17 protein-coding genes are annotated in these 20,815 nt (G+C 48.0%); 16 read left to right on the top strand and 1 reads right to left on the bottom strand.

The features are described 5' to 3' along the window. Nucleotides 1-101: 101 nt before the first annotated feature. The 5 genes from CVV54_01270 to CVV54_01250 all read left to right on the top strand — a co-directional run bounded on the left by CVV54_01270 (nt 102) and on the right by CVV54_01250 (nt 5,668). The gene (locus CVV54_01270) at nt 102-2,036 is read left to right on the top strand and encodes a hypothetical protein (GenBank protein ID PKL05623.1); all 1,935 of its coding nucleotides are present in this window, start codon (nt 102-104) and stop codon (nt 2,034-2,036) included. Next, on the top strand, nt 2,036-2,725 hold the full coding sequence (locus tag CVV54_01265; GenBank protein ID PKL05622.1) for a branched-chain amino acid dehydrogenase: 690 nt from the start codon (nt 2,036-2,038) through the stop codon (nt 2,723-2,725). Before CVV54_01270 ends, CVV54_01265 begins: the two co-directional genes overlap by 1 nt. Continuing rightward, entirely contained in the window at nt 2,709-3,389 is a 681-nt protein-coding gene (locus tag CVV54_01260) for a succinyl-CoA--3-ketoacid-CoA transferase (GenBank protein PKL05472.1), read from the top strand. The genes CVV54_01265 and CVV54_01260 overlap by 17 nt, the downstream gene beginning before the upstream one ends. A gap of 1 nt (nt 3,390) precedes the next feature. Continuing rightward, nucleotides 3,391-4,575, top strand: a complete 1,185-nt coding sequence (locus tag CVV54_01255; protein ID PKL05471.1) for an acetyl-CoA C-acyltransferase — start codon at nt 3,391-3,393, stop codon at nt 4,573-4,575. 319 nt (nt 4,576-4,894) lie between these two features. Next, nucleotides 4,895-5,668: a hypothetical protein gene (locus tag CVV54_01250; GenBank protein ID PKL05470.1), complete on the top strand. Its 774-nt coding sequence runs from the start codon at nt 4,895-4,897 to the stop codon at nt 5,666-5,668. 383 nt (nt 5,669-6,051) lie between these two features. Here the strand turns inward: CVV54_01250 and CVV54_01245 are convergent, their stop codons facing one another. Beyond that, nucleotides 6,052-6,621 carry a flavin reductase family protein gene (locus tag CVV54_01245; GenBank protein ID PKL05621.1) on the bottom strand — a complete coding sequence of 190 codons (570 nt, stop codon included), beginning with the start codon at nt 6,619-6,621 and terminating at the stop codon, nt 6,052-6,054. Nucleotides 6,622-6,773: 152 nt separating this feature from the next. Here CVV54_01245 and CVV54_01240 point away from each other — a divergent pair, with 152 nt between their 5' ends. From CVV54_01240 to CVV54_01190, 11 genes are all read left to right on the top strand, one after another. Further along, a complete protein-coding gene (locus tag CVV54_01240) occupies nt 6,774-7,538 on the top strand; it encodes an ABC transporter permease (GenBank protein PKL05469.1) in 765 nt (254 codons plus the stop codon). Continuing rightward, entirely contained in the window at nt 7,535-8,278 is a 744-nt protein-coding gene (locus CVV54_01235) for an ABC transporter (protein PKL05468.1), read from the top strand. Before CVV54_01240 ends, CVV54_01235 begins: the two co-directional genes overlap by 4 nt. Nucleotides 8,279-8,369: 91 nt before the next feature. Then, nucleotides 8,370-9,287 (top strand): hypothetical protein, encoded by a 918-nt coding sequence (locus CVV54_01230; GenBank protein ID PKL05467.1) that lies wholly within the window; start codon nt 8,370-8,372, stop codon nt 9,285-9,287. Then, a complete protein-coding gene (locus CVV54_01225; GenBank protein PKL05466.1) occupies nt 9,274-12,147 on the top strand; it encodes a hypothetical protein in 2,874 nt (957 codons plus the stop codon). The genes CVV54_01230 and CVV54_01225 overlap by 14 nt, the downstream gene beginning before the upstream one ends. Next, on the top strand, nt 12,035-15,775 hold the full coding sequence (locus tag CVV54_01220; protein ID PKL05465.1) for a hypothetical protein: 3,741 nt from the start codon (nt 12,035-12,037) through the stop codon (nt 15,773-15,775). The genes CVV54_01225 and CVV54_01220 overlap by 113 nt, the downstream gene beginning before the upstream one ends. A 173-nt stretch (nt 15,776-15,948) precedes the next feature. Next, nucleotides 15,949-16,275 carry a hypothetical protein gene (locus CVV54_01215; protein ID PKL05464.1) on the top strand — a complete coding sequence of 109 codons (327 nt, stop codon included), beginning with the start codon at nt 15,949-15,951 and terminating at the stop codon, nt 16,273-16,275. Continuing rightward, nucleotides 16,262-18,271 (top strand): V-type ATP synthase subunit I, encoded by a 2,010-nt coding sequence (locus CVV54_01210; protein ID PKL05463.1) that lies wholly within the window; start codon nt 16,262-16,264, stop codon nt 18,269-18,271. The genes CVV54_01215 and CVV54_01210 overlap by 14 nt, the downstream gene beginning before the upstream one ends. 62 nt (nt 18,272-18,333) lie before the next feature. Then, on the top strand, nt 18,334-18,834 hold the full coding sequence (locus tag CVV54_01205) for a permease (protein PKL05462.1): 501 nt from the start codon (nt 18,334-18,336) through the stop codon (nt 18,832-18,834). 18 nt (nt 18,835-18,852) lie between these two features. Beyond that, complete coding sequence (locus CVV54_01200; protein ID PKL05461.1) at nt 18,853-19,443, top strand: hypothetical protein; 591 nt, start codon at nt 18,853-18,855, stop codon at nt 19,441-19,443. 13 nt (nt 19,444-19,456) lie between these two features. Beyond that, complete coding sequence (locus CVV54_01195; GenBank protein PKL05460.1) at nt 19,457-20,473, top strand: ATPase; 1,017 nt, start codon at nt 19,457-19,459, stop codon at nt 20,471-20,473. Then, nucleotides 20,460-20,801, top strand: a complete 342-nt coding sequence (locus CVV54_01190; GenBank protein ID PKL05459.1) for a V-type ATP synthase subunit F — start codon at nt 20,460-20,462, stop codon at nt 20,799-20,801. Before CVV54_01195 ends, CVV54_01190 begins: the two co-directional genes overlap by 14 nt. The last annotated feature ends 14 nt before the right edge of the window (nt 20,802-20,815 follow it).

Below are 20,815 nucleotides of genomic sequence, written 5' to 3'. Positions count from 1 at the left end.
ATCTCAACGGGGGGCATCTGCTCCCCGTTGACTTTAGAAGCGTTAGATCACAGGAGGTTTGTTTGATGGCTGATGAATTTGATCTGCATACAGCAGAAAACATGAAAACGATTGATATTATCCCTGAGATAGTTGAAGATCCTGATGAAAGTAAAAAACGGAGATTATCCGGCTGGCAGTTTTACCTTGTTGCCGGGATAGCAATAACAGCTTCCTGTTTCCATCTTTATACAGCGGCTTTCGGGCTTTTTGCAGCAATGACACAGAGAGCGTGGCACTGGATGTTCATGGGAACGTTGCTATTTCTTATTTATCCAGTATCACAGAAAAAATGCAACAAAATGAAGATAGACATCTGGGACTGGATACCTGCGGTACTCATGATCATTGGCTGTGCAAACATTTTGCTGAATTACGATGCAATCGCGGCACGCGAAGGATCAGCGATCCCCTCTGACATCTACCTCGGCGTAATAATGATAGTACTGGTAATAGAAGGAGCACGCAGAGCTATGGGCTGGCCGCTTCCGATAATGGCTATCCTTGCTCTGTGTTATGGCGTGTTTGGTCCTTATATGCCGGGAATCCTTGGTCACGCAGGTTTTTCTTTTGAAGAACTGGCTCCCTTCATGTATCTCCGCACCGACGGTATCTTTGGTGTACCGCTTGGCGTCTCGGCCTCGTTTATCTTCCTTTTTGTCCTTTTTGGATCTTTTCTCAGTACGTCCGGAGCAGGTCAGTTCTTTATCGACCTTGCGGTAGGACTTGCAGGAAAGAGTCAGGGAGGACCAGGAAAAGCGGCGGTAACAGCCAGCGGATTCATGGGCATGGTCTCTGGAAGCTCATGCGGCAATGCCGTTACTACAGGAGCATTTACGATCCCCCTTATGAAACAGTCAGGTTACTCTCCTGAATTTGCAGGAGCGATAGTCGCTGCTGCTTCTACAGGAGGACAGGTCATGCCGCCGGTAATGGGAGCCGCTGCCTTCATAATGGCTCAGTTTCTGGGAGTATCCTATTGGGAAATAGTCGTTGGTGCCGCCATTCCTGCAACTCTCTATTTTATTTCCATCGGAGCAATGGTCCATTTCAGGGCAGGTAAAAAACGTATGCCGAGGCTTACAGAAGAACAGCTTCCTAACGTCAAAAAAGTCTTACGCCAGGGATGGCATCTTCTGCTTCCGATAGTTTTACTTGTAGTATTCCTTGCTTTCGGATATTCGCCGACGATGGCGGTCTTCTGGTCCATTGTTTCGCTCGTTGTTGCATCATGGCTCGGAGACAAAGAGCACCGCATGACGCCCAGGAGGATCATTGACGCCATGATAGCAGGAGGTACCGGAGCTGTTGACGTTGCTGCAGCATGTGCCTGTTCAGGCATCGTTATTGGTATTATTGCTATTACGGGAGTTGGGCTGGCTTTTTCATCCTTTGTTCTGAGCATGTCTCAAGGTATACTTCCTTTTGCTCTTATACTTACAATGATAGGGTCAATAATCCTTGGTATGGGAGTTCCTACAACTGCCCAATATATCATTACCTCAACACTGGCAGCTCCGGCCCTTTCTCAGATGGGAGTTCCGATGTTCTCTGCCCACCTTTTCTGTCTGTATTTCGGAGTGCTTGCTGACGTAACACCTCCCGTAGCGCTGGCTACATACGCCTCTGCCGGGATAGCCAAATCGGAACCGCTGAAAACTGGATTTACAGCTCTTTTGGTGGCAGCTGCAGGATTTATAGTGCCCTATATGTTCATATACAATCCAGGTCTTCTGCTGCAGGGGAGCATTTTTGAGATCGTTTTTGCAAGCGTGACCGCACTCATTGCAGTCATAGGGCTCTCAGCTGCAGTGCAGGGATATTTTGCTGATGACATCAGCATAATTGAAAGGCTGCTTTTATTTGCGGTACCTTTCCTTATCATTTATCCCACAATGCTCACAAATCTAATAGGGGCAGTGATTGTCGGAGCGGTATATGCGAAACAAAAGGGTTTCGGAAAGAAAAAAAATAAACTTGAAGGAGGAACCGTATGATGACTAAAAAAATTATCAAACCGGTTGTCTCTGCGCAAGAAGCAGTGAAATGCATCAAACCGGGCGACACGATAATGGTGGGGGGATTCAATTATGGAGGAATACCCTACACGCTTGTCGACGCGCTATTTGAAGCCGGAACAGATCAGCTGACCATGATCGCTAACGATACCGCATATGAAAATGTGGGGCATGGAAAACTGGTCGCCGCAGGCAGGATAAAGAAAGTAATTGCATCCCATGTCGGTCTCAACAAAAAAACCGGCGAGTATTTCAATTCAGGCAAAATGGAACTTGAACTCTCGCCTCAGGGGACTTTCGTTGAACGTATAAGAGCTGGCGGATTCGGCCTCGGTGGTTTTCTTACTCCTACAGGAGTGGGAACGATTGTTGAAGAGGGCAAACAGGTGCTCGAAGTAAACGGAAGAAAATTCATCCTGGAGCTCCCCCTAAGGGCCGATGTATCCCTGGTGAGGGCGTACAAGGCTGACCGTATGGGCAACCTCATATACAAAGGCACCAACCAGAACTTCAACCCGGCTATGGCAACTGCCGCGGAGATCGTTATTGCTGAGGTCGACTCAGTGGTGGACGTGGGAGAGCTTGATCCGAATGAAATAATAACACAGGGGATCCTTGTGGACATGATAGTTGTGAAAGGAGGTTCATACTATGCTTCCAGAACTTGATGAATGCATTATAAAGGAAAGAATAGCCAAACGGATAGCACTGGAATTTTCAGAAGGACAGGTAGTGAACCTTGGAATAGGCATACCGACACTTGTTTCAGATTATATTCCCGAAGGTGTCCACATAATTTTTCAGGCTGAAAACGGAGCTATCGGCATAGGCCCTGCTCCGGCGGAACCAGATCTCAGATGTATTGGAGCCGGTGGGCGCATAATATCGATGCTTCCAGGAGGAAGTTTTTTTGCAAGCGATACAAGTTTCGGGCTCATAAGAGGAGGGCATGTCGACGCAACGGTACTTGGCACGCTTGAGGTAAATCAGACAGGAGATATTGCGAACTGGGTCGTTCCGGGCAAAAGCGTTCCAGGGATGGGCGGAGCGATGGATCTAGTCGTAGGAGCAAAAAAAGTGTACATAGCGACGACACACACCACTAAAAAGGGTGGGGCAAAAATACTGAAACAATGCAGACTTCCCCTTACGGCAGTAGGAGTCGCGAGTATGATAGTGACGGAATTCGCAGTATTTTCAATAGCTGACGGCAAAATGACGCTGATCGAAAAAGCGCCCGAAGTAACACTTGAGCAGATCAGGGAACATACCGAGGCTGAGTTTGATGTGGCTGATCCGCTCCACCCGATAAAGGGAATGGAGGTCGCATGAAATGGCTAAAGCAGTAATATTGAGCGCCAGCAGGACAGCAGGAGGAAAATTCGGAGGACAGTTCTCTAAACTTTCTGCAGTGGATCTTGGAGCAGCTGCCTTAAAAGAGACTATTATCCGTTCAGGCGCATCCGCTGATGCGGTCGAAGAAGTAATTATGGGAAATGGCTGGCAAGCAGGCGTCGGAGCAAACCCGGCCAGGAATGCCATGTTCAAAGCGGGGATAGACCAGTCCGTGCCGGCATTCACTGTAAATATCCGCTGCGGTTCCGGGCTGCGCACTATAATGCTCGCTGCTGACAGGATTCGCCTGGGAGATGCTCACACGATACTGGCAGGAGGAATGGAGAGTGCGACCAATACTCCCTTCATACTCAGGGATGCCAGATGGGGCATGAGGATGGGTGAGAAAAAGGCCGAAGACGTTCTTCATGCAGATGGATTTATCTGCCCTCTGGCAGGCCGCCTCATGGGTGAGATCACAGAGGATGTTGTGATCCAGGAATTTTCGATCACACGCCAGGAACAGGATGAATTCTCTTATCACAGCCATATGAAAGCTGTCGATGCCATAGAAAAAGGGCTTTTTAAGGACGAGATAGTGCAGGTGATCCTGAAGGACAGGAAGAAGGGAGAGCTTATCTTAGACACAGATGAGATCCCCAGAAAAGATACCTCGATAGAATCACTTGCAAAACTGCCCGTGATCTTCAAAAAGGATGGTACTATCACAGCAGGCTCAAGCTCCGCACTATGTGATGCGGGAAGCGCTGTAATGGTCGCCGGCGATGATTGGGCCAAAGCGCAGGGTCTCAGGCCTATCGCCGAAATATTAAGTTACTCGGCGGCAGCAGTCGACGCTGAACATTTCCCGATAGCACCTGTAAAGGCAATGGACATTGCGCTGAAAAAAGCAGGTATGACCATGGATGACATGGAGCTGATCGAGATAAATGAAGCATTTGCGGCACAGGTAATAGCATGTCACCGTAAGATGCCCTTTGATATGGGCCGACTGAATGTCCACGGGGGTGCGATAGCTCTTGGACATCCCATCGGAGCAAGCGGTGCCAAGATACTGACGACCCTCGTGTACGCACTGAAGCAGCAGGGCAAAAGTGTAGGCATCGCCAGCGCCTGCATAGGCGGAGGCCAGGGTGTGGCAATGGTGGTAAGACTCATCTGAGGTGCTTAGAACGGAGAGATAAGAATTAACTGTCATAGCACAGGCCGTGCTGATGATCACTGCGGCTGAGTGCAAGGATGATTGCAAAAGAGGCCGCCCCTGCCGCATGAAACTGCAGGGGCGGTCTCTATTAAAGAGTTTGATCTTCAGGGAGAGAATCCGGACCTGTTGCCTTTTGATTTGTCTTAATTGGTCTCAGTATGGGCATATTTACTTTTCTATGTCTGCTTATACTGTTATTATATCTGAGTAAATGGCTATAATGATAATGTGAAAATGGCTGTTCGTATAATTGTTCTGGCGTGGGAGGGAATAAAAATTGAAAGTCGAATATTATGTTTTTTCCGGAACCGGCAATACTCTTACGATAGCAAAGGAAGTCGGCAGGAGGCTTGAAGAAAAAGGACACGAGGTCAACTTCCATATGATAGGAAAGCTTAATTCCTTCAGGATGTCTGGTGACAGTGTTATCGGCCTGGCATTCCCGATTGCTTTTTTCTCATCATATCCTCTTGTTCTGAGATTTATTGCTTCACTGCCTGAGGGGAAGGGGAGAAGGATATTCATGACCGCTACGATGGGCGGCTCCGCTCTCGGTGCTGAGGGAAAGTTCAGAAAGCTTGTCAGGCAAAAAGGCTATAAGCCTATTGGCTCAGAATTGTTTGTGATGCCCGGCAACTACAACAACGGAGTGATCCCTGTTGAAAAAAATCAGAAATTGGTCTCTGCGGCACTTGAGAAAGCGAGGTCGTTTGCCGATAAGCTTTCAGAGGGAAAGGCCTCCTGGAACCGCGGCATACCTCTCATTCCGTCGATGTGGTACAAACTGGTCTCGAGCGGGAGATCACTGAGGTTCTTTTACAGGATGTTCCCGATAACGGTGGATAATGATAAGTGCATGAAATGCAATAGGTGTCTGGAAAACTGCCCTGTAGGAGCTATCGACAAGAAAGGGGAGTATCCATTTATCAACAAAAATCTCTGTGAGTCATGCCAGAGGTGTGTGGCGTTCTGCCCCGCCCATGCCATAGTAGTTCCGGGAAAGCCGGCGGAGCAGTACAGAGCTGTGGAGTTTGAAGAATTCAAGGCATGACCATCGCTTTATTATAAAGAAGATACTCCGGCAGAGGATCACGCTTAAACTGACGGCCGGAACTGAGACTATAAAGATCGGGAATATGCTCTCTGCTGCAAGGGGCATAAAGAGCATTATTCCAGGCTCACAGAGGGATATGATAAACAATCTCTAACTTTTTACTTTTCTTTTATATCAGGCTCAAACTGCAGATCGTTTTCTATTGCACAGTCGTTGCATACGACCACTGTGTCACCGTCTGGCGTGACAGCCTCGTGAAAAAGGTCGCAGCACTCTTTCAGCGCTTTTCCGCATATAGCGCAAACCAGCATCTCTATTCCTCCCTTTATGAACAGATTTATTATAAAAATAATTTTAAAGCGGATCAGATGATCCCGGAGTCATTTTTTATTTTTTTTCTTAACAGAGTAGCCGAAAGTACCGAGCTGTTTTCCTAGTGAGAAATATTTCCCGTGGCTTGTTGCAACTAAGCGGGCTTTTTCAAGGTGAAGTCTGCCATTGCTGTCGATAAGCTTTTCATCTGCGTTTACCGCAACAATTTTTGAAAGGAACATGTCATGAGTGCCGAGCCTGAGTATGCGATCTACGCGGCATTCGAGGCTGAGCGGACTTTCCTCTATCATGGGCGCACTCACTTCTGAAGCCGGGATCGCGGTTATTGACGGCAGTGAAAATTTGTCTATGTCCCTTCCGGACTTTACACCGCAGTAATCGGCGGTCCATATCAGCGCCTCCGTAGTGAGGTTTATTACAAACTCTGAAGAAGCCGTTATCAGTTCGTGCGAGTAACGCTCCGGTCTGACTGATATGTAGGTCATTGCCGGATCGGAATTTACGATCCCGGTCCAGGCTACTGTTATGACATTGGGTCTTTCCATCGTACCGCACGAGACCATGACGGGCGGGATAGGATAAAGCATGGTCCCAGGCTTCCAGGTCACTTTTCCCAATTTATCTGCCCCTTTCTGATGATTTCTGAGTTCTGTATGCAGTATCATATTTTGGTGCTGCTGATCTTCGTAATAATAGATTAACATAAATCAGGCTCATTTACTGTGCTTATCAGCTAAAAAAATGTACAATATAACGGGAGCGTGAGGGAATGAAATTCGAAAAAGAGAATTTGCTGGAAAGCGGTCTGATATTGCCTGTACTGTTATTATTCCTTTGGTGGGCAGGTTCAAACGCAGGCTGGTGGAATGCTTTTCTTCTCCCTTCCCCGGAAAAAGTCATTGATTCTTTCGTCCTGTCGATTCAGAACGGAGAGCTGCAAAAGCACGTCTGGGCCAGCCTTGAGAGGATCATAAAAGGATTCGGACTCTCTGCGTCCATTGCGCTTTCACTTGCACTTCTCTGCTCATGGTTCCCGCCCTTGCTGGTACAGCTTGAGCCCACACTGGAATTTTTGAGGCATATACCGCCCATGTCGGTTATTCCCATGCTTATCCTCTGGTTTGGGATAGGAGAGGCTCCGAAGATAATTCTTATAATCCTTGCTACATTTTTCCCTGTGTTCATGAACGCACTTCAGGGCATAAGGGACTGCGATCCCAAACTGATCGAGGTAGCAACGGTATTTGGCTACAAAAAGTGGCATCAGTTCAAGTTTGTCATACTGCCTTCGGCGATACCGTCGATACTTACCGGACTCAGACTTGGCCTTGGTTACAGCTGGCGCTCACTCGTGGCTGCGGAGCTTGTTGCGGCATCTTCAGGGCTGGGGTATATGATACTTGATGCTGAACAGCTTTCCCGTTCAGACGTTGTCCTCATGGGCATATTTGTGATCGGAGCTCTGGGAGCTTTCCTGGACTATGGTTTTCTCTGGGCAATGAAGCACTACCTCAAGAGAGGTATCGAAGCTTGACCTGGCTCAGCATTGAAGACCTGAAAAAAAAATATTCACTTGAAGATATGAATGTAGATGCCCTAAGTGGTATCGATCTGGAAATAGATCAAGGCGGCTTCATTGTAATAGTAGGAAGGAGCGGTTCTGGCAAGACCACACTGCTCAGGATACTGGCAGGTCTTGAACAGCAGACAGAGGGCAGGATATTATTTAAAGGCAGAGTCTGCGATCAGGAACATCCGCTTCCCGTAGGGATGGTCTTTCAGGAGCCCCGCCTCCTTCCCTGGCTTTCTGTCGAAAACAATATCCTTTTTCCCTTTCATCCGGAAGACAGGGCTAAAGATCTGCATTCAAAGGCAACCGGCCTGTTGAAGATGCTTGGACTTGAGGAATATGGAAATGCGATGCCGCACCAGCTTTCTGGAGGGATGGCACAGAGGGTCGCCCTAGGGAGGGCTCTGTCGTGTGATCCTGAGATAGTCCTTCTGGATGAACCTCTAGGGGCACTGGATTATTTTACCAGAAGGGCACTGCAGCGTGAACTTGTAAGGATATATTTGGAGGGAGGCAAAACCTTCCTCATGGTGACGCATGACGTAGGGGAGGCCCTCAGGCTCGGAACACGTGTTATCGTCCTGAAAAAGGGAAAGATCGAGGCCTCCATCCCGATAGGGCTTGAATATCCAAGGGACCGTCACTGTGAAACTTTCCAGACCCTGCTTGATGAAGTACTGTCGGCCCTCGACGACGCTGAGTAAAAAGGCTGGCGAATCCGGGGACGGTTCTTTGCTCTGGTCATCGTAAGATAATTCTCTGACGGCAAGGAAATCTTTAAAAGGGGAGATCCAAATGAACACAAAAGAAATCATCAAGGGACTTACGGAGATAATACTGCCTGTTCCAAGGGGCGGTTTTGAATCTTTTATTATAGGATGGCACATCGACGACAAAACCAGAGGAAGGTCGATCCTGATGGAGACGGGACCGGCTTCTTCCGTTCCTCAGCTTATAGAGGACCTGAAGCAGATGAATGCCGGCGAACCTGATTACCTTCTCTATACGCATATCCATCTTGACCATTCGGGAGGAGCAGGACAGTTCCATCAGAAATTCCCCGGCACAAAGATCATCGCCCCGCTCAAAGGCCGTCCCCACCTTGTGGACCCGGAAAGGCTTATACAGGGAAGCAGGGAGAATTTGGGGGACCTCTGCGATGTGTACGGAATGCCAATACCCCTCCCTGAAGAGGCGCTTGCTAATCCAAATATTGAGCTGGACGGACTGAAGATAATTGATACTCCTGGGCATGCTCCCCATCACAGCTCATACCTCTATGACCTTGACGGAGTAAGGATACTCTTCCCGGGAGAAGCTGCCGGCTGTTATTTTGAGCTTCCGGACGGGTCTGTCTTCATGAGGCCGGCGACTCCGCACAAATTTTTCTATGAAACTGCGATGGGTTCACTCCAGAAGCTGATAGATCTTGGGGACGCGGATCTCATATGCTATCCGCATTCGGGCTGCAGCCGCGATCCGAAGGGACTGCTTGTTATGGCTAAGGAACAGATGGCTTTCTGGAAGGACATTATTTCAGCACTTCCTGCTGGTGCAGGAACGGAAGATGGAGTCAAGGCGCTGCTTAAACATGATCCGGCCCTTGCGCAGATCGGCAAGCTTCCCGAAAAGGATAGGGAAAGGGAGGCTTTTTTCCTGCGTCAGAGTGTAGACGGATATCTTGGTTATGTGAGAAGAAATGCCCATAGTTGAAACTTATTACAACATATCAGAGAAAGAAGAGAGGCTTTCCCGGCTCTATAAGGACGGCGGAAGCAAGACTGTCTTTATAGTCCCGTCAGGGCTGGACAAAGACGCCATCCTGCACCTTATTTCCCGCAGGGGTTCATTTTTCGGGGCCAGGCCTGTCGTATGGACATGGAGCGACCTCTACCGGGAGGTCTACCAGTCCTCACAGCTCATCCCAAAGCGTGTAATTGACCCCCCAGACCATGACTTGATCATTTCTTACATTTTATATAAATTTCTGGAAGAAGAGGGAGACCTTAGAAAAGACCTGCCCGAAGGAGTCTTTCACAGGGGATTTTCAGAGGTGCTCGGTAATAACATAAGAGAACTTCTGACAGAGGGTATATCACCGGACGACCTCAGGGAAAGACTTTTTCAGGAAAACGGCCCGCCGGAAGCATCTCCCGGGTACATACTTCTGAGGCTTTATTCCGATTATCTTGAATACCTTAAGGAAAATAGCATTGCTGACAGTGCACAGATGGCTTCGCTGATCAGAGAATGCTTGTGCAGAGAAGCATCTGTTAAGGCTGTTTCAGATCTTACCTTTGTACTGGTAGGCTTTCTTACTTTCACCGGAAGCCAGTCAAAACTCATTAAAAAACTTCAAGAAGTTACTAAAACTATATTTTTACTGCCCGAAACCGGTCTGGATTCATTGCATGATTCGATCGTTCAGGTTGGAGCAGAGTATAGGGAGAGGCCTAAATGGCACTCAAGGATATTTGAGCTGAAAGCGGGAGACTGCCAGATGCAGTTTGATGCGGCAGCAAGGGAGACAGCCCTCTGGGCGCATGGCATAGGGGCCTTTTCGGCATTGGGATCTATAAATGATTTCGGTGATATCGGAATAATGGTGACCACGCAGCACCTCTCACTGATCGAAAATTCTCTTCAGAGGTATAAAATTCCATTTAATGTTCAGCTAAGGGGTACTGTTGCAGATACACTATTAGGAGAACTGCCCAAAGCAATATGGAACGCCTTCGCCTCCGGCTGGGAAAGAGAGAGTACGGCATTCCTGCTTGCGAACCCCCTGTTAAGATCCCCCGAGTTTGACCTCTCTTCAGCCCTTTCAGCCTTCCCGGAAGGCAGCAGGGCGTGGAAGGCTCTGCTCAGGGGAAGGTCCCTGCTTACATTTGAAAATCTTGAAAAGCTGTGCAGGCAGTTTTCAGCGGGAGGCACCCCTCCCGAGATACTGAAGATGTGGCTTGAATTTATCAATGGCCTTGATCTCCAGAGTGCAGTAGGCAGCTTTATTGATACCACTCCAAGCCTGGACGAAATTTTGAAAGACACATCATCCTCGATCAAAGAGCTTGAGCAAAAGATAGAAATACTTGAAGACATGAGCAAGGATATCGGGCCTGCTTCAAAGGTGCTGCTGAAGGGCTTGGAAGCTGTCAGCTACATACATGAGTGGGGAAAGAATGCCACCCTTCCGATAAGGCTGCCGCAAAGCCGTTCCCTGACGGTATACGCAGGGCTTCCTCCAGTGCTTACGACTCACAGGTACTGGATAATGACGGACGCAGACTACAGCACATGGCCGGGGAAGCTCCGGGAATCCCCCCTCCTTGATAACGAAAGCAAGATCAGGTTCAATGAAAACCAGCCTTCTGATGATGGGGCCGGAGAACATCTTTCTCATATCCCCGAGCTGCATGAAGAAAGAGAGCAGAAGGAAGGCCTCTTCAGGAGGCTTATAGCAACTTCCCTTGAAGGGACTGTCATAACACGTTCCCTTACTGATCAGAGCGGACGCCCTCTTGGAGGATCACAGTTTATAGATCCTCTTTTCATTCCTCAAAAGGGACCGGGCGGATGGGAGAGGGTAGGAAGCATAGAATATAACCCCTCTGATGTAATCCCCCCTGACGGCTGTTTTTGGTTCAGCGGAGCTGAAGTTCCTCTTTCTGCCGGGAAAAAAGAGAGGGGCGATTTTCCCAGAACGGGGGAGGGATCAGCCTCTGACGTTCTTGCTGTCTCATTGAGCAACATCGATGAATGGAAGGAATGCCCTTACAGATACTGGTGCAGGATCAACATAAAGCTTCAGGACCACGACATTGAACTATTTGACCCGCTTAGGGCCGGTTCCCTTCTTCATACAGTGTGGGAGCGTTCTTGGAGAGAGTACCTTTCATCACCGCGGAGCTTTACTCTGCTTTCAAAAGAAGAGTGGAAAAAAGCTTCATCCGACCATTATCCCGAGCTGCTGACTGATCCGAGGCTGGAAAGGCATGCTGACAGCCTGATGAAGCAGATGGGCTCTGTCGCGGAACTTCTGGATAGTATCGAATGCTCTGAGGAGCTTAAAAAACGGACAGGAACAGAGCTTGAATACAAACTTCCTGAATACGCGGCAGATGGTGTCATATTCAAAGGGCGGGCTGACAGGGTGGATTTTTTCAATGATGGTTTTGTTGTGATCGACTACAAGTCCAACAGATCATATGACCACCGAAACGAACTGCAGCTGGCGGCATACTCTGTAATAATAAGCAAAACGACGGGAGAAAGGCCTCTCGGCTACGGGTGGATAGGACACAAAGACGCATCTTTTTATGGATATTTTGCCTCTGATACAATGCGAAGTGCCTACCGCTCCAGAAAGCCGAGAAAGCGAATTGAAGAATTTCTTGACCTTGCAGAAAAGACTATGGAAGATATGGCTGAGTCGTTAAAAGCCGGTCTCTTTCCTGCAAACTATGAATCTGCCATGTGCAGGTTCTGTGAATTCTTTGTTATATGCCGGAAAAGGGAAGGATACAGAGACGATCCGGAGAATGAAGATGTCAGGGGGTACGGGGATGATTCCTGATAGAGAAGATCCTCTTTCCACCATGTACGGCAACCTGAAGGGGCTGCCTGAACAGATAGAGGCTGTTACGAGCATGAGCCCGCTCACAGTTGTAAGCGCCGGTGCGGGAACGGGTAAGACCCAGACCCTTTCCCAGCGCTTTGCATGGCTTTTGGCGACAGACGAAAAATGCACGGTGGATCAGATACTGGTCCTGACTTTTACCGAAAAAGCAGCACGAGAAATGCACGAGAGGATAAAAGAGACACTGGTGCAATGGCACAGCAGGTCCGAAAAGGAACTTTCTCATCTCAAAAACAGGATACAGAGGATCGATGACGCTTATATTTCGACCATTCACTCTTTTGCAATGAAGATCATCAGGGAATCGGGACTGGTCCTCAACATAGACCCAGGAGCCTCAATAGTTTCAAAACCTGTGGAAGAGCTCTGGTGGAAAACATTTTCCGAGATCATAGATACGCTTTCGCTTCGCAGGGTAAAGATGACAGTTACAGAAAAATGGGCTGAGAGGGCTGAAAACCTTTTCAGCGAGGAACATTTCAAAGACTTTGTGAATCATTACGGTCCGGAAAAACTGGCAGAAATATCCAGGAATGCCTCGGAGAAGCTAGGCAGCTTCGGAAGGACCCCCGACGACCTTTGGGACCAGTCGATGGACGAACTGCTTTCAGATGTTGAAAGCCGGGATCAGATATATGCCGAGATATGGGAGACATGGCAGGAGAGAGTCTTTCCCGCAATAAGGAAAGAGCTCAGTGAAAAACCCGGCAAAAGCCTGACAAGACTGAGCGAGATAGAGTATGAGTATCGCGGAGTCCTGCCTGACATGGAAAAGTGCAGGCGGTTTGCTTCTGTCCTCCTTGAAGAGGGAATATCCAACCTCCAGTCCTGCCCCAGAAAAATAATAGCATCTGCCAACGAGGCACTTGGTATGCCTTTGAAGGACTGGCGGGATGAAAAGAAAAAGGCTGCTGCGATGGCTCTGCCTCCTTCGGAAAGGGAAACAGAACTGATGATGCTGCTACGCCGTACAAGCGCCCTCGGCTGGCAGTGCTGGGAGTCCAAAAGGCAAAGAGAGGGGATCCTTACAAACAACGACCTCATTAAATATGCCGGTGAGGTGCTTAGGAAGAGTCCTGACTATGGTAATAAATTCAAGCACATACTGGTGGACGAGTTCCAGGATACGGACGGTCTGCAGGATGAACTGCTGAAAGAGATATGGAAAGAGGATGTCAACACTCTTTTTATCGTTGGCGACATCAAGCAGTCCATCTACCGTTTCCGTCACGCCAACCTGAAGATATTCCAGGGATACATAGATAAAGCCAGACATCCTCACGGAGGCTGCTGCAAATATATAACGCTCCACAAAAGCTTCAGGACAAGGGACAAACTTGTAGAAAAGATTAACTCCATCTTTGGTTCGGTATGGGCTGAAGGAATTGAAAAAGGGTCGTCCATGGAATATGAGCCGTTGAGTTCTCCCTCATCCGAGGAATGGTGGAAAGAGAGAAATGCCAACCCGATAGCTCCGGAGTTTGAGGTACTGATATCAAGGCAGAAAAGAAGCTTTGATGATGAGAAGAAAAAGTATGTCAAAGAAGAGAAAATATTTGACACAAGGGTGAGGCTTTACAAGGAACTGGCTTCAAGGATCAAAGATATCCACGGATCAGGAAAATTGATATGGGATAAGAAGAGAGGTGACGAAGAAAGGTTCAGACCTGTAAAGTGGAGCGATTTCGCTCTGCTCGTTCCAAAAAGGACCTTCTATGAGGCCATCGAAGATGCTTTCGAGTCGGAGGGCATACCATACGTCCTCTGTACACGGAGGGATTACTTCACGAGAGGGGAGATCGCGGATCTGGTGAATTTGATCTCGCTTCTTGCTGAACCGGATGATCCTTCATATCTTGCGGGCTGGATGGCTTCTCCTCTGAGCGGGATGCCTCCCGGACTCGCAGAAGAATTTCTTGCCAGGTCAAAGGCCGGCAGGGAGAGCGGAGATCTCCTTTTGCTTAGTGATATTATAAGGAAGGAACATCCTGAACTGATCTCTTATCTGGAAGAGATGAAAAAAAGAGCTGAACTAAGGGGCGTTTCTGCAATCATCAGGGAACTGCTCTGTTCACCTGAATTTCTGACCTCATACGAACCGGAGCAGAGACGCCGTGTAAGAGCCAATATCTCTTACATGGCAGAGATAGCCGCTGAGTACGAAGTTTCACAGGGCCGTTCACTCGCGGGGTGTGCAGAATATATGCGTTTTTCTGTCAAAGAATCAAAGCAGCAGGAGGAACCCGAAATAACGGACGAAGATAACGATGCGGTCAATGTCCTTACCATACACTCAGCAAAAGGGCTGGAATATCCTGTCGTTGCGCTGGGCGGAGCTGAGGATCGGCCCAAAGGTCCACCCTCTGTAGACACATCTGTGAGATATGGCGTGATCGCAAAACAGATGCCTGATTTCCTTAAGTATCCCGAAAAAAAAGAGGTGCTGACGGTCGCCGGCATGTGGCACGAAGAAAGAGAAACCAGGGCACTGCTGGAAGAGGATGAGCGTTTCTGGTATGTGGCATCTACAAGGGCAAGAGACAAACTGATCATCTGCGGTCTTACAAAAACCGACAGCAGCAGCGGAGAAGAATTGCCCCCAGCAAAGGAGAGCTTCCTCGGTATGATAAGCAGTTCGCGGGAAGCCGGGGATAAATGGACGTTATGCTCCGAAGAGGAGATTGCCCCTTCTTATAGGAATAAAAAAAGAGCGTGCGGCGGGTCAACAGGGTCAGCTTACATGCTCTGTCCCAAAATAGTATCTCCTGCAAAGCTTGCCAGATTGTCGGCCTCCGCCTATGCGATGCTTTCATGGTGCCCGACAGCATACAGGTTAGCCTACAGGCAAGGGAGGACAATGCAGTGGACATTGAGGGGCGGCGAGGGAGCCGGAGGTTCAGAGTTCGGAAGCCTTGCTCACTGGGTGCTCTCAAAGTGGGATTTTTCCAATGATACTTTGTCAGATTTGCTTCCTGGCGGTGAGAATGACAGCGCATACGAAAAGGTTCTGAAAAATGTCCCGTACGAAGTCAGGGAAGAATTCAGATCAGCCCTTTCAAGGAAGCAGATAAGAGAAATTCTCTGTGATTACGCAATGAGTGAAGAAGGCAAAAGACTCTCGGCGTTTTTATCCCGGAAGGGAGAGACCAGATTATGGAGAGAGACTCCCTTTAGGGTCCTCGACGACGGTTTGCTGATGGTGGGATCTACGGACATTTTCTGGGAAGAAGCTGACCGCATATGCCTCAGGGACTGGAAAACAACCACTGAAGAGACCGCTCCGGGAGAATACTATGTGGAACAGCTGAAGTTCTATGCCTATGCAATGTACGTTTTCAGGAAAGAAAAGGGACTTCCTGAGAAAATGATCGAGATAGGGATAAATTATCTCAGAAGTCCTTCTCAAAAAAAGAAAATAATTGAAATGTCCGGAGAAGCGTTGTCAAGCACAGGTGAAAAAGTGCATGGAGCAGCTGTCTCAGCACTTTCGGATATTTTCGAGGCAAGATATGAACTTTGTTCAAGATGTCCGTGGGGGGATATTTGTTCAAAAAAACATGTTTAGCATTACTATAAACTGATAAAATTGATGCAGCGATTTAATTTATAACGAAATTATCGCCCAAGTATTTAATTTATTCTAATGTGTGAAAATTGACGCAATTAATTGCAGAGGTTAAAATCACTTGGTATTTGTCTTAAAGCAAGGCCCATATATTATGAGGGGAGGTGAGTTTGTTGACAGAGAATTTGGCACAGGAAATACGTGAACAAGAGTCTCTGGCAAAGGCAATTATTGCTGAAGCTAAGGCTGAGGCGGCAAAGACCATTGCGTCGGCTCAGGCAGAGGCAGAACAATCAATAAAGGACACTAAACAGCAATGTCACAGGCAGTGGCGCGAATCTGTCGCAAATGCTGAAAAAGATGCAGAACTGAAAGCCAGAGAGATACTGGAAAAAGGTCAGAAGGAAGCGCAGGAATGCTATGAGGATAGAAAGGCTTCCGCTGCAGAGGTGGCCGATTGGCTGGTGAAAGAGGTGATGACGACTTATGGCTCTTGCTGAAATGAGTAAGGCGCGGATAGCTGTTCATAAATCTGTTGCAGATGAGCTTGTAGAAAAATTGCAGGCACTGGGCTGCTGCGAGTTTACAGGAGAGGGCAGCGGTGCGATAGACAGCTCGGCAATGCTCCAGCTTCGGGCCAGGCAGCGTCAGATAGACGAGCTTCTCAGCGATGTAAGATTTACTGTGCGCCTTCTTGAACCATTTGAAGTAAACAAGGGCAGTTCGATCGCCAGGATGTTGGGCGATATTCCTACCATTGGATTTTCTGAGCTTGCGGCAAAAGCTGACGAAGGCAAATTCAGGGCATTTGTTGCGGAACTCCGGGAAAAAGAAAAGAAAGCAACAGAGACCAGAGCGGAAATTTCCAGGCTCAAGGGTCTTCTTACGCAGTCAATGCTCCTTAATTCGATCAAATATCCTCTGGAATTTTTTACAACAGGTACAGAAATGATAGGCGGGGCTGTTTACACAATACCAAAGTCATCTGTTGCCGGGTTTGTCTCAGGGCTTGGATCAGAACTTGGCGATTTTGTTGAATACCAGAAGCTCCCCGAAAATGAAAAAGACCCTGTTTCAACATTTGCAGTACTTTTCAAAAAATCTGACCTGGAAAAAATACAGGCCATTGCTTCCGAATTTTCTGCAGGAAGGCTCGACGTACCTAAAGATTTTGAGCTGACTGCCGAAGAAGAACGCGTAAAGCTGACTTCGGAAATAGAAAAAACAGAGAAGGAAGAAGCAGTACTCTGTGCGGAGATCGCATCAAAGGCGGAGGAAGGTCTTGATATGGCACGCTACTACGGGGATTACTGGAGCATACTCAGTGACAGGATAGAATCCATGATCTCGGGCGTACCGACAGATGATGTTTTTATCTGGTCTTTCTGGATGCCCAGGGATTGCCGGGGCATGGTAGAGAAAACTGTCCGTCCCTATGAGTCACTCTCTGAATTTTCACTTATAGAACCTGATGAAGGTGAGCTGCCCCCGACGCTGCTCAAAAATCCGGGCTGGGCATCTTCGATGGAACCTCTTACCCTTATGTACGGTACCCCCACTTATGGAGGAGTTGATCCGACGTCTCTAATGGCGCCATTTTTCTTCCTTTTCCTTGGGATGTGTTTCGGCGATGCCGGATACGGTCTGGTATTAAGCGGAATATTCGGGTACTTTATCATTAAACACCAACTTTCACCTACACTGCGCAAATTTTTTATCATGCTTACTGTTGGAATGATAGTCTCCGTCATTTTCGGGGCTTTTACCGGCTCCTGGTTCGGTGACAGCATTACGGCATTCCCGTTCCTCAGCTCACTTGTGCCAATTAAGGATGCTTTGCAGCTCCTGGATCCGATGAATGATCCCATGACGCTGCTCGCGATCTCGCTGGGACTGGGATTCATACAGGTCATCTTTGGTCTTTTGATAGCCTTCAAGAACAGCTGGACCAACGGAGAGCACTTTGAAGCTCTGGCCGATCACGGAGGATGGATATTGTTCCTGTGCGGCCTTCTGCTTACAGGGCTCAGTTCTTCCGGGATGCTGACAGGTACAGTGGCTTCCGTCTCAAAATACATTGCCATTGCCGGGGCGCTGGTCCTTGTTGCGACGCAGGGAAGGACAAAATCAAACATTGCAGGCAAGCTCTTCTCCGGTGTTTTGAGTCTCTACAACGTAACAGGCTATCTCGGAGATGTGCTCAGCTACAGCAGACTGCTGGCCCTGGGTCTCGGATCTGCAGCCGTCGGAATGGTAATAAACCTGCTTGCAAATCTCGTTGCCGGGACACCTTATGTCGGAATACCTCTGGCCATACTGATTTTTGTAATAGGGCACCTTTTCAGTATAGCTGTCAACCTTCTTGGGGCTTTCATCCACTCACTGAGGCTTCAGTATGTGGAGTTCTTTGGTAAGTTTTACGACGCGAACGGGAAAGATTTTACTCCGTTGCGCAATGTGACAACGTTTGCCCGCTTGACAGAAGAAAAACAATAGGTTTTTTGAAGCATATAAACAAAAAATATAGTATTTATTAACTGAGGAGGTAATTGTTCACTATGGAAACAATGCTCGCAACGATTTCCGAACAGCTTGGCCCGATGCTTGTAATACTTGGGGCAGCACTGGCAGTAGGTTTTGCAGGTTCAGGATCTGCATGGGGAATAGGCATAGCCAATGAAGCTGCCGCCGGTGTCATGACTGAGGATCCAAAAAAATTCGGTTATGCGCTCGTCCTTCTTGCCCTTCCCGGAACACAGGGTATATACGGTCTGCTTGTTGCAGTCCTCTCCCTTCAGAAGGCAGGGCTTCTCGGAGCAGGCGGTGTTACCCTTACTGTCTGGCAGGGACTTGGTATTTGTTTTGCATGCCTTCCTGTCGCTATCTCCGGTTTCTATTCTGCTATCTGGCAGGGTAAATCTTCAGCCGCTTCGATCTTGATGATATCCAAGCGTCCGGAGCAGATAGGCAAAGCTGTTATCCTCCCGGCTATGTGTGAAACATATGCAGTCTTTGGGCTTCTTGTCAGTATTTTGATGCTCAATGGCATAAAGCTTTAAAAAGAACGGGGGAAGACCATGTCTTTGGCCCAGATAACAGAAAAGATCAGAAGCGACGCCCAGCGCGAGGCCGATGAAATACTGGCTAAGGCCAAGGCCAAGGCTGAGCTTACAGCACAGAGAGCGGAAGAGGAAATTGACTCGATAAAATCTGGCTTTATTCGCCGTTTTGAAGTTGAGCGTCCTGAGATTTTCCGTCGTCGTGAAATAGTCGCGAATCTGGATGTCAAAAAGATGATGCTTCAATCCAGCCGTAATCTGATACAGGATGTTTATGACCTGTCCCTTGGAAAAATGAGGATGATCGATAGGGATGATTACGTAAAACTCTGTGAAGTGCTTCTTAAATGCGCAGTAACAACTAAAAAAGAAGAGATACAGATCTCACGTGAAGAAAAATACCTGGATCAAGCCTGGCTTGACGGTTTCAATAAGGAAAATGGGACCGAACTTGTCTTTTCCGAGGATAAGCCTGATATTGCCGGGGGATTCATACTCACGAGAGGAAAGATAAGTACAAACTGCTCATGGGACATGCTTATTCAGATAGCTCAGGAAAAGCAGGAATCCGACGTCGTAAAACGTTTGTTCCCGTCATCAGCGGAATGAGGGAGGTGGCCTGATGTCAAGTCAAGGGGCATACGGTTATGCTGTTGCACGTATCCGCGCAATGGAGCATCGCCTTCTTGATTCCGGAGTTTTGCAGAGAATGATCGACGCCGAAGATTTTGCGTCCATCCTCAAGATACTTGGGGAGACATCATATTCCTCCGCGCTTACTTCCCAGACAAACGGGTCTGACTTTGACAAAGTTCTTGAAGCAGACCTGCACAGCATATATGAAGAGATTCGTACCTTCGTCCCTGACAAGGCAATGGTTGATATTATGAGACTGCAGTATGACTTCCATAATGTGAAAGTTCTGCTGAAAAGCATGTTCAATGTCAGGACCGGAGGTAAAAAGAGGTGGGATCTGCTCACATCGCTGGGATCTTATCCTTTGGACGATCTCATCATGAACGTCGAATCGGAAGAATACAGACTTCTTCCATTCGGCCTCAACACTCTGATCCCCAAATGCATAACGATCTGGGAACAGAGCAGGGACGTTCTCGAGGTTGAGAGACTTATCGATAAGAGAATGTTCGAAGTGATGCTTGAAAAAGCTCATGAGCTGGATATGCCTGGGATAATAAGCTGGATCCGGACAAGGACTGACGGAGAGAATATACGGACCCTGCTGAGGCTCAAAAGGTTCAATTACGATGCGTCAAAAGCGCTTCCATTCCTTCACGATGGCGGCACCATTGATGTCAGCATGCTGGCATCCCTTATATCTGAACCGTTTGAAACCTGGGGCAGGGCAATTGAGTTCTCCGATTTCGGAAAAATTATAGGGAGTATTGATGCGTCAGGCGGTTATTCAGACCTCATCCTTTCACTGGAGAGGGTTCTGGATGACTGTTACATGGAGAAGATCGCCGCAGGAAGATACAGCCCTTCTGCTCCTGAGAACATTCCGGCCTACCTTTGGGCCAAGGAAATGGAAATAAAAAACATCAGGGTGATCACGGTCTCCAAAAGAAACAAAGGGGACAAGGACCATCTAAGGAGGCTTATGCGCCATGGCTACGTCTAATCAGGGTTCACCGATGGCAGCAGTCGGAAGCTATGACAGCATACTTCCATTTAAGGCTATAGGACTTGATGTTGTTGAAATAACAGATGAGAACAGGGATTCTATCGGGGAGATCATGAACAGGTTTGCCATTAAGGGATACGCTGCCCTCTTTGTTGAGGAAGCCCTTTTCTCCAAGTACCAGCAAGCTGTTGATGAAGTCAACGAATCTACAGATATGTGCATAATTCCAGTACCCAACCAAAGCGGATCCATGGGAGTCGGTCTCAGCTCTATCAGACGCAACGTAGAGCGTGCTGTTGGCATGGATATCTTTGGTGTGAAATGATGAAAATGGAGGCG

Source organism: Synergistetes bacterium HGW-Synergistetes-1, assembly GCA_002839185.1.
Classification (GTDB): domain Bacteria; phylum Synergistota; class Synergistia; order Synergistales; family Synergistaceae; genus Caenicola.
The sequence above is the reverse complement of the archived record's forward strand: the minus strand, read 5'-3'. Positions and strand labels throughout refer to the sequence as shown.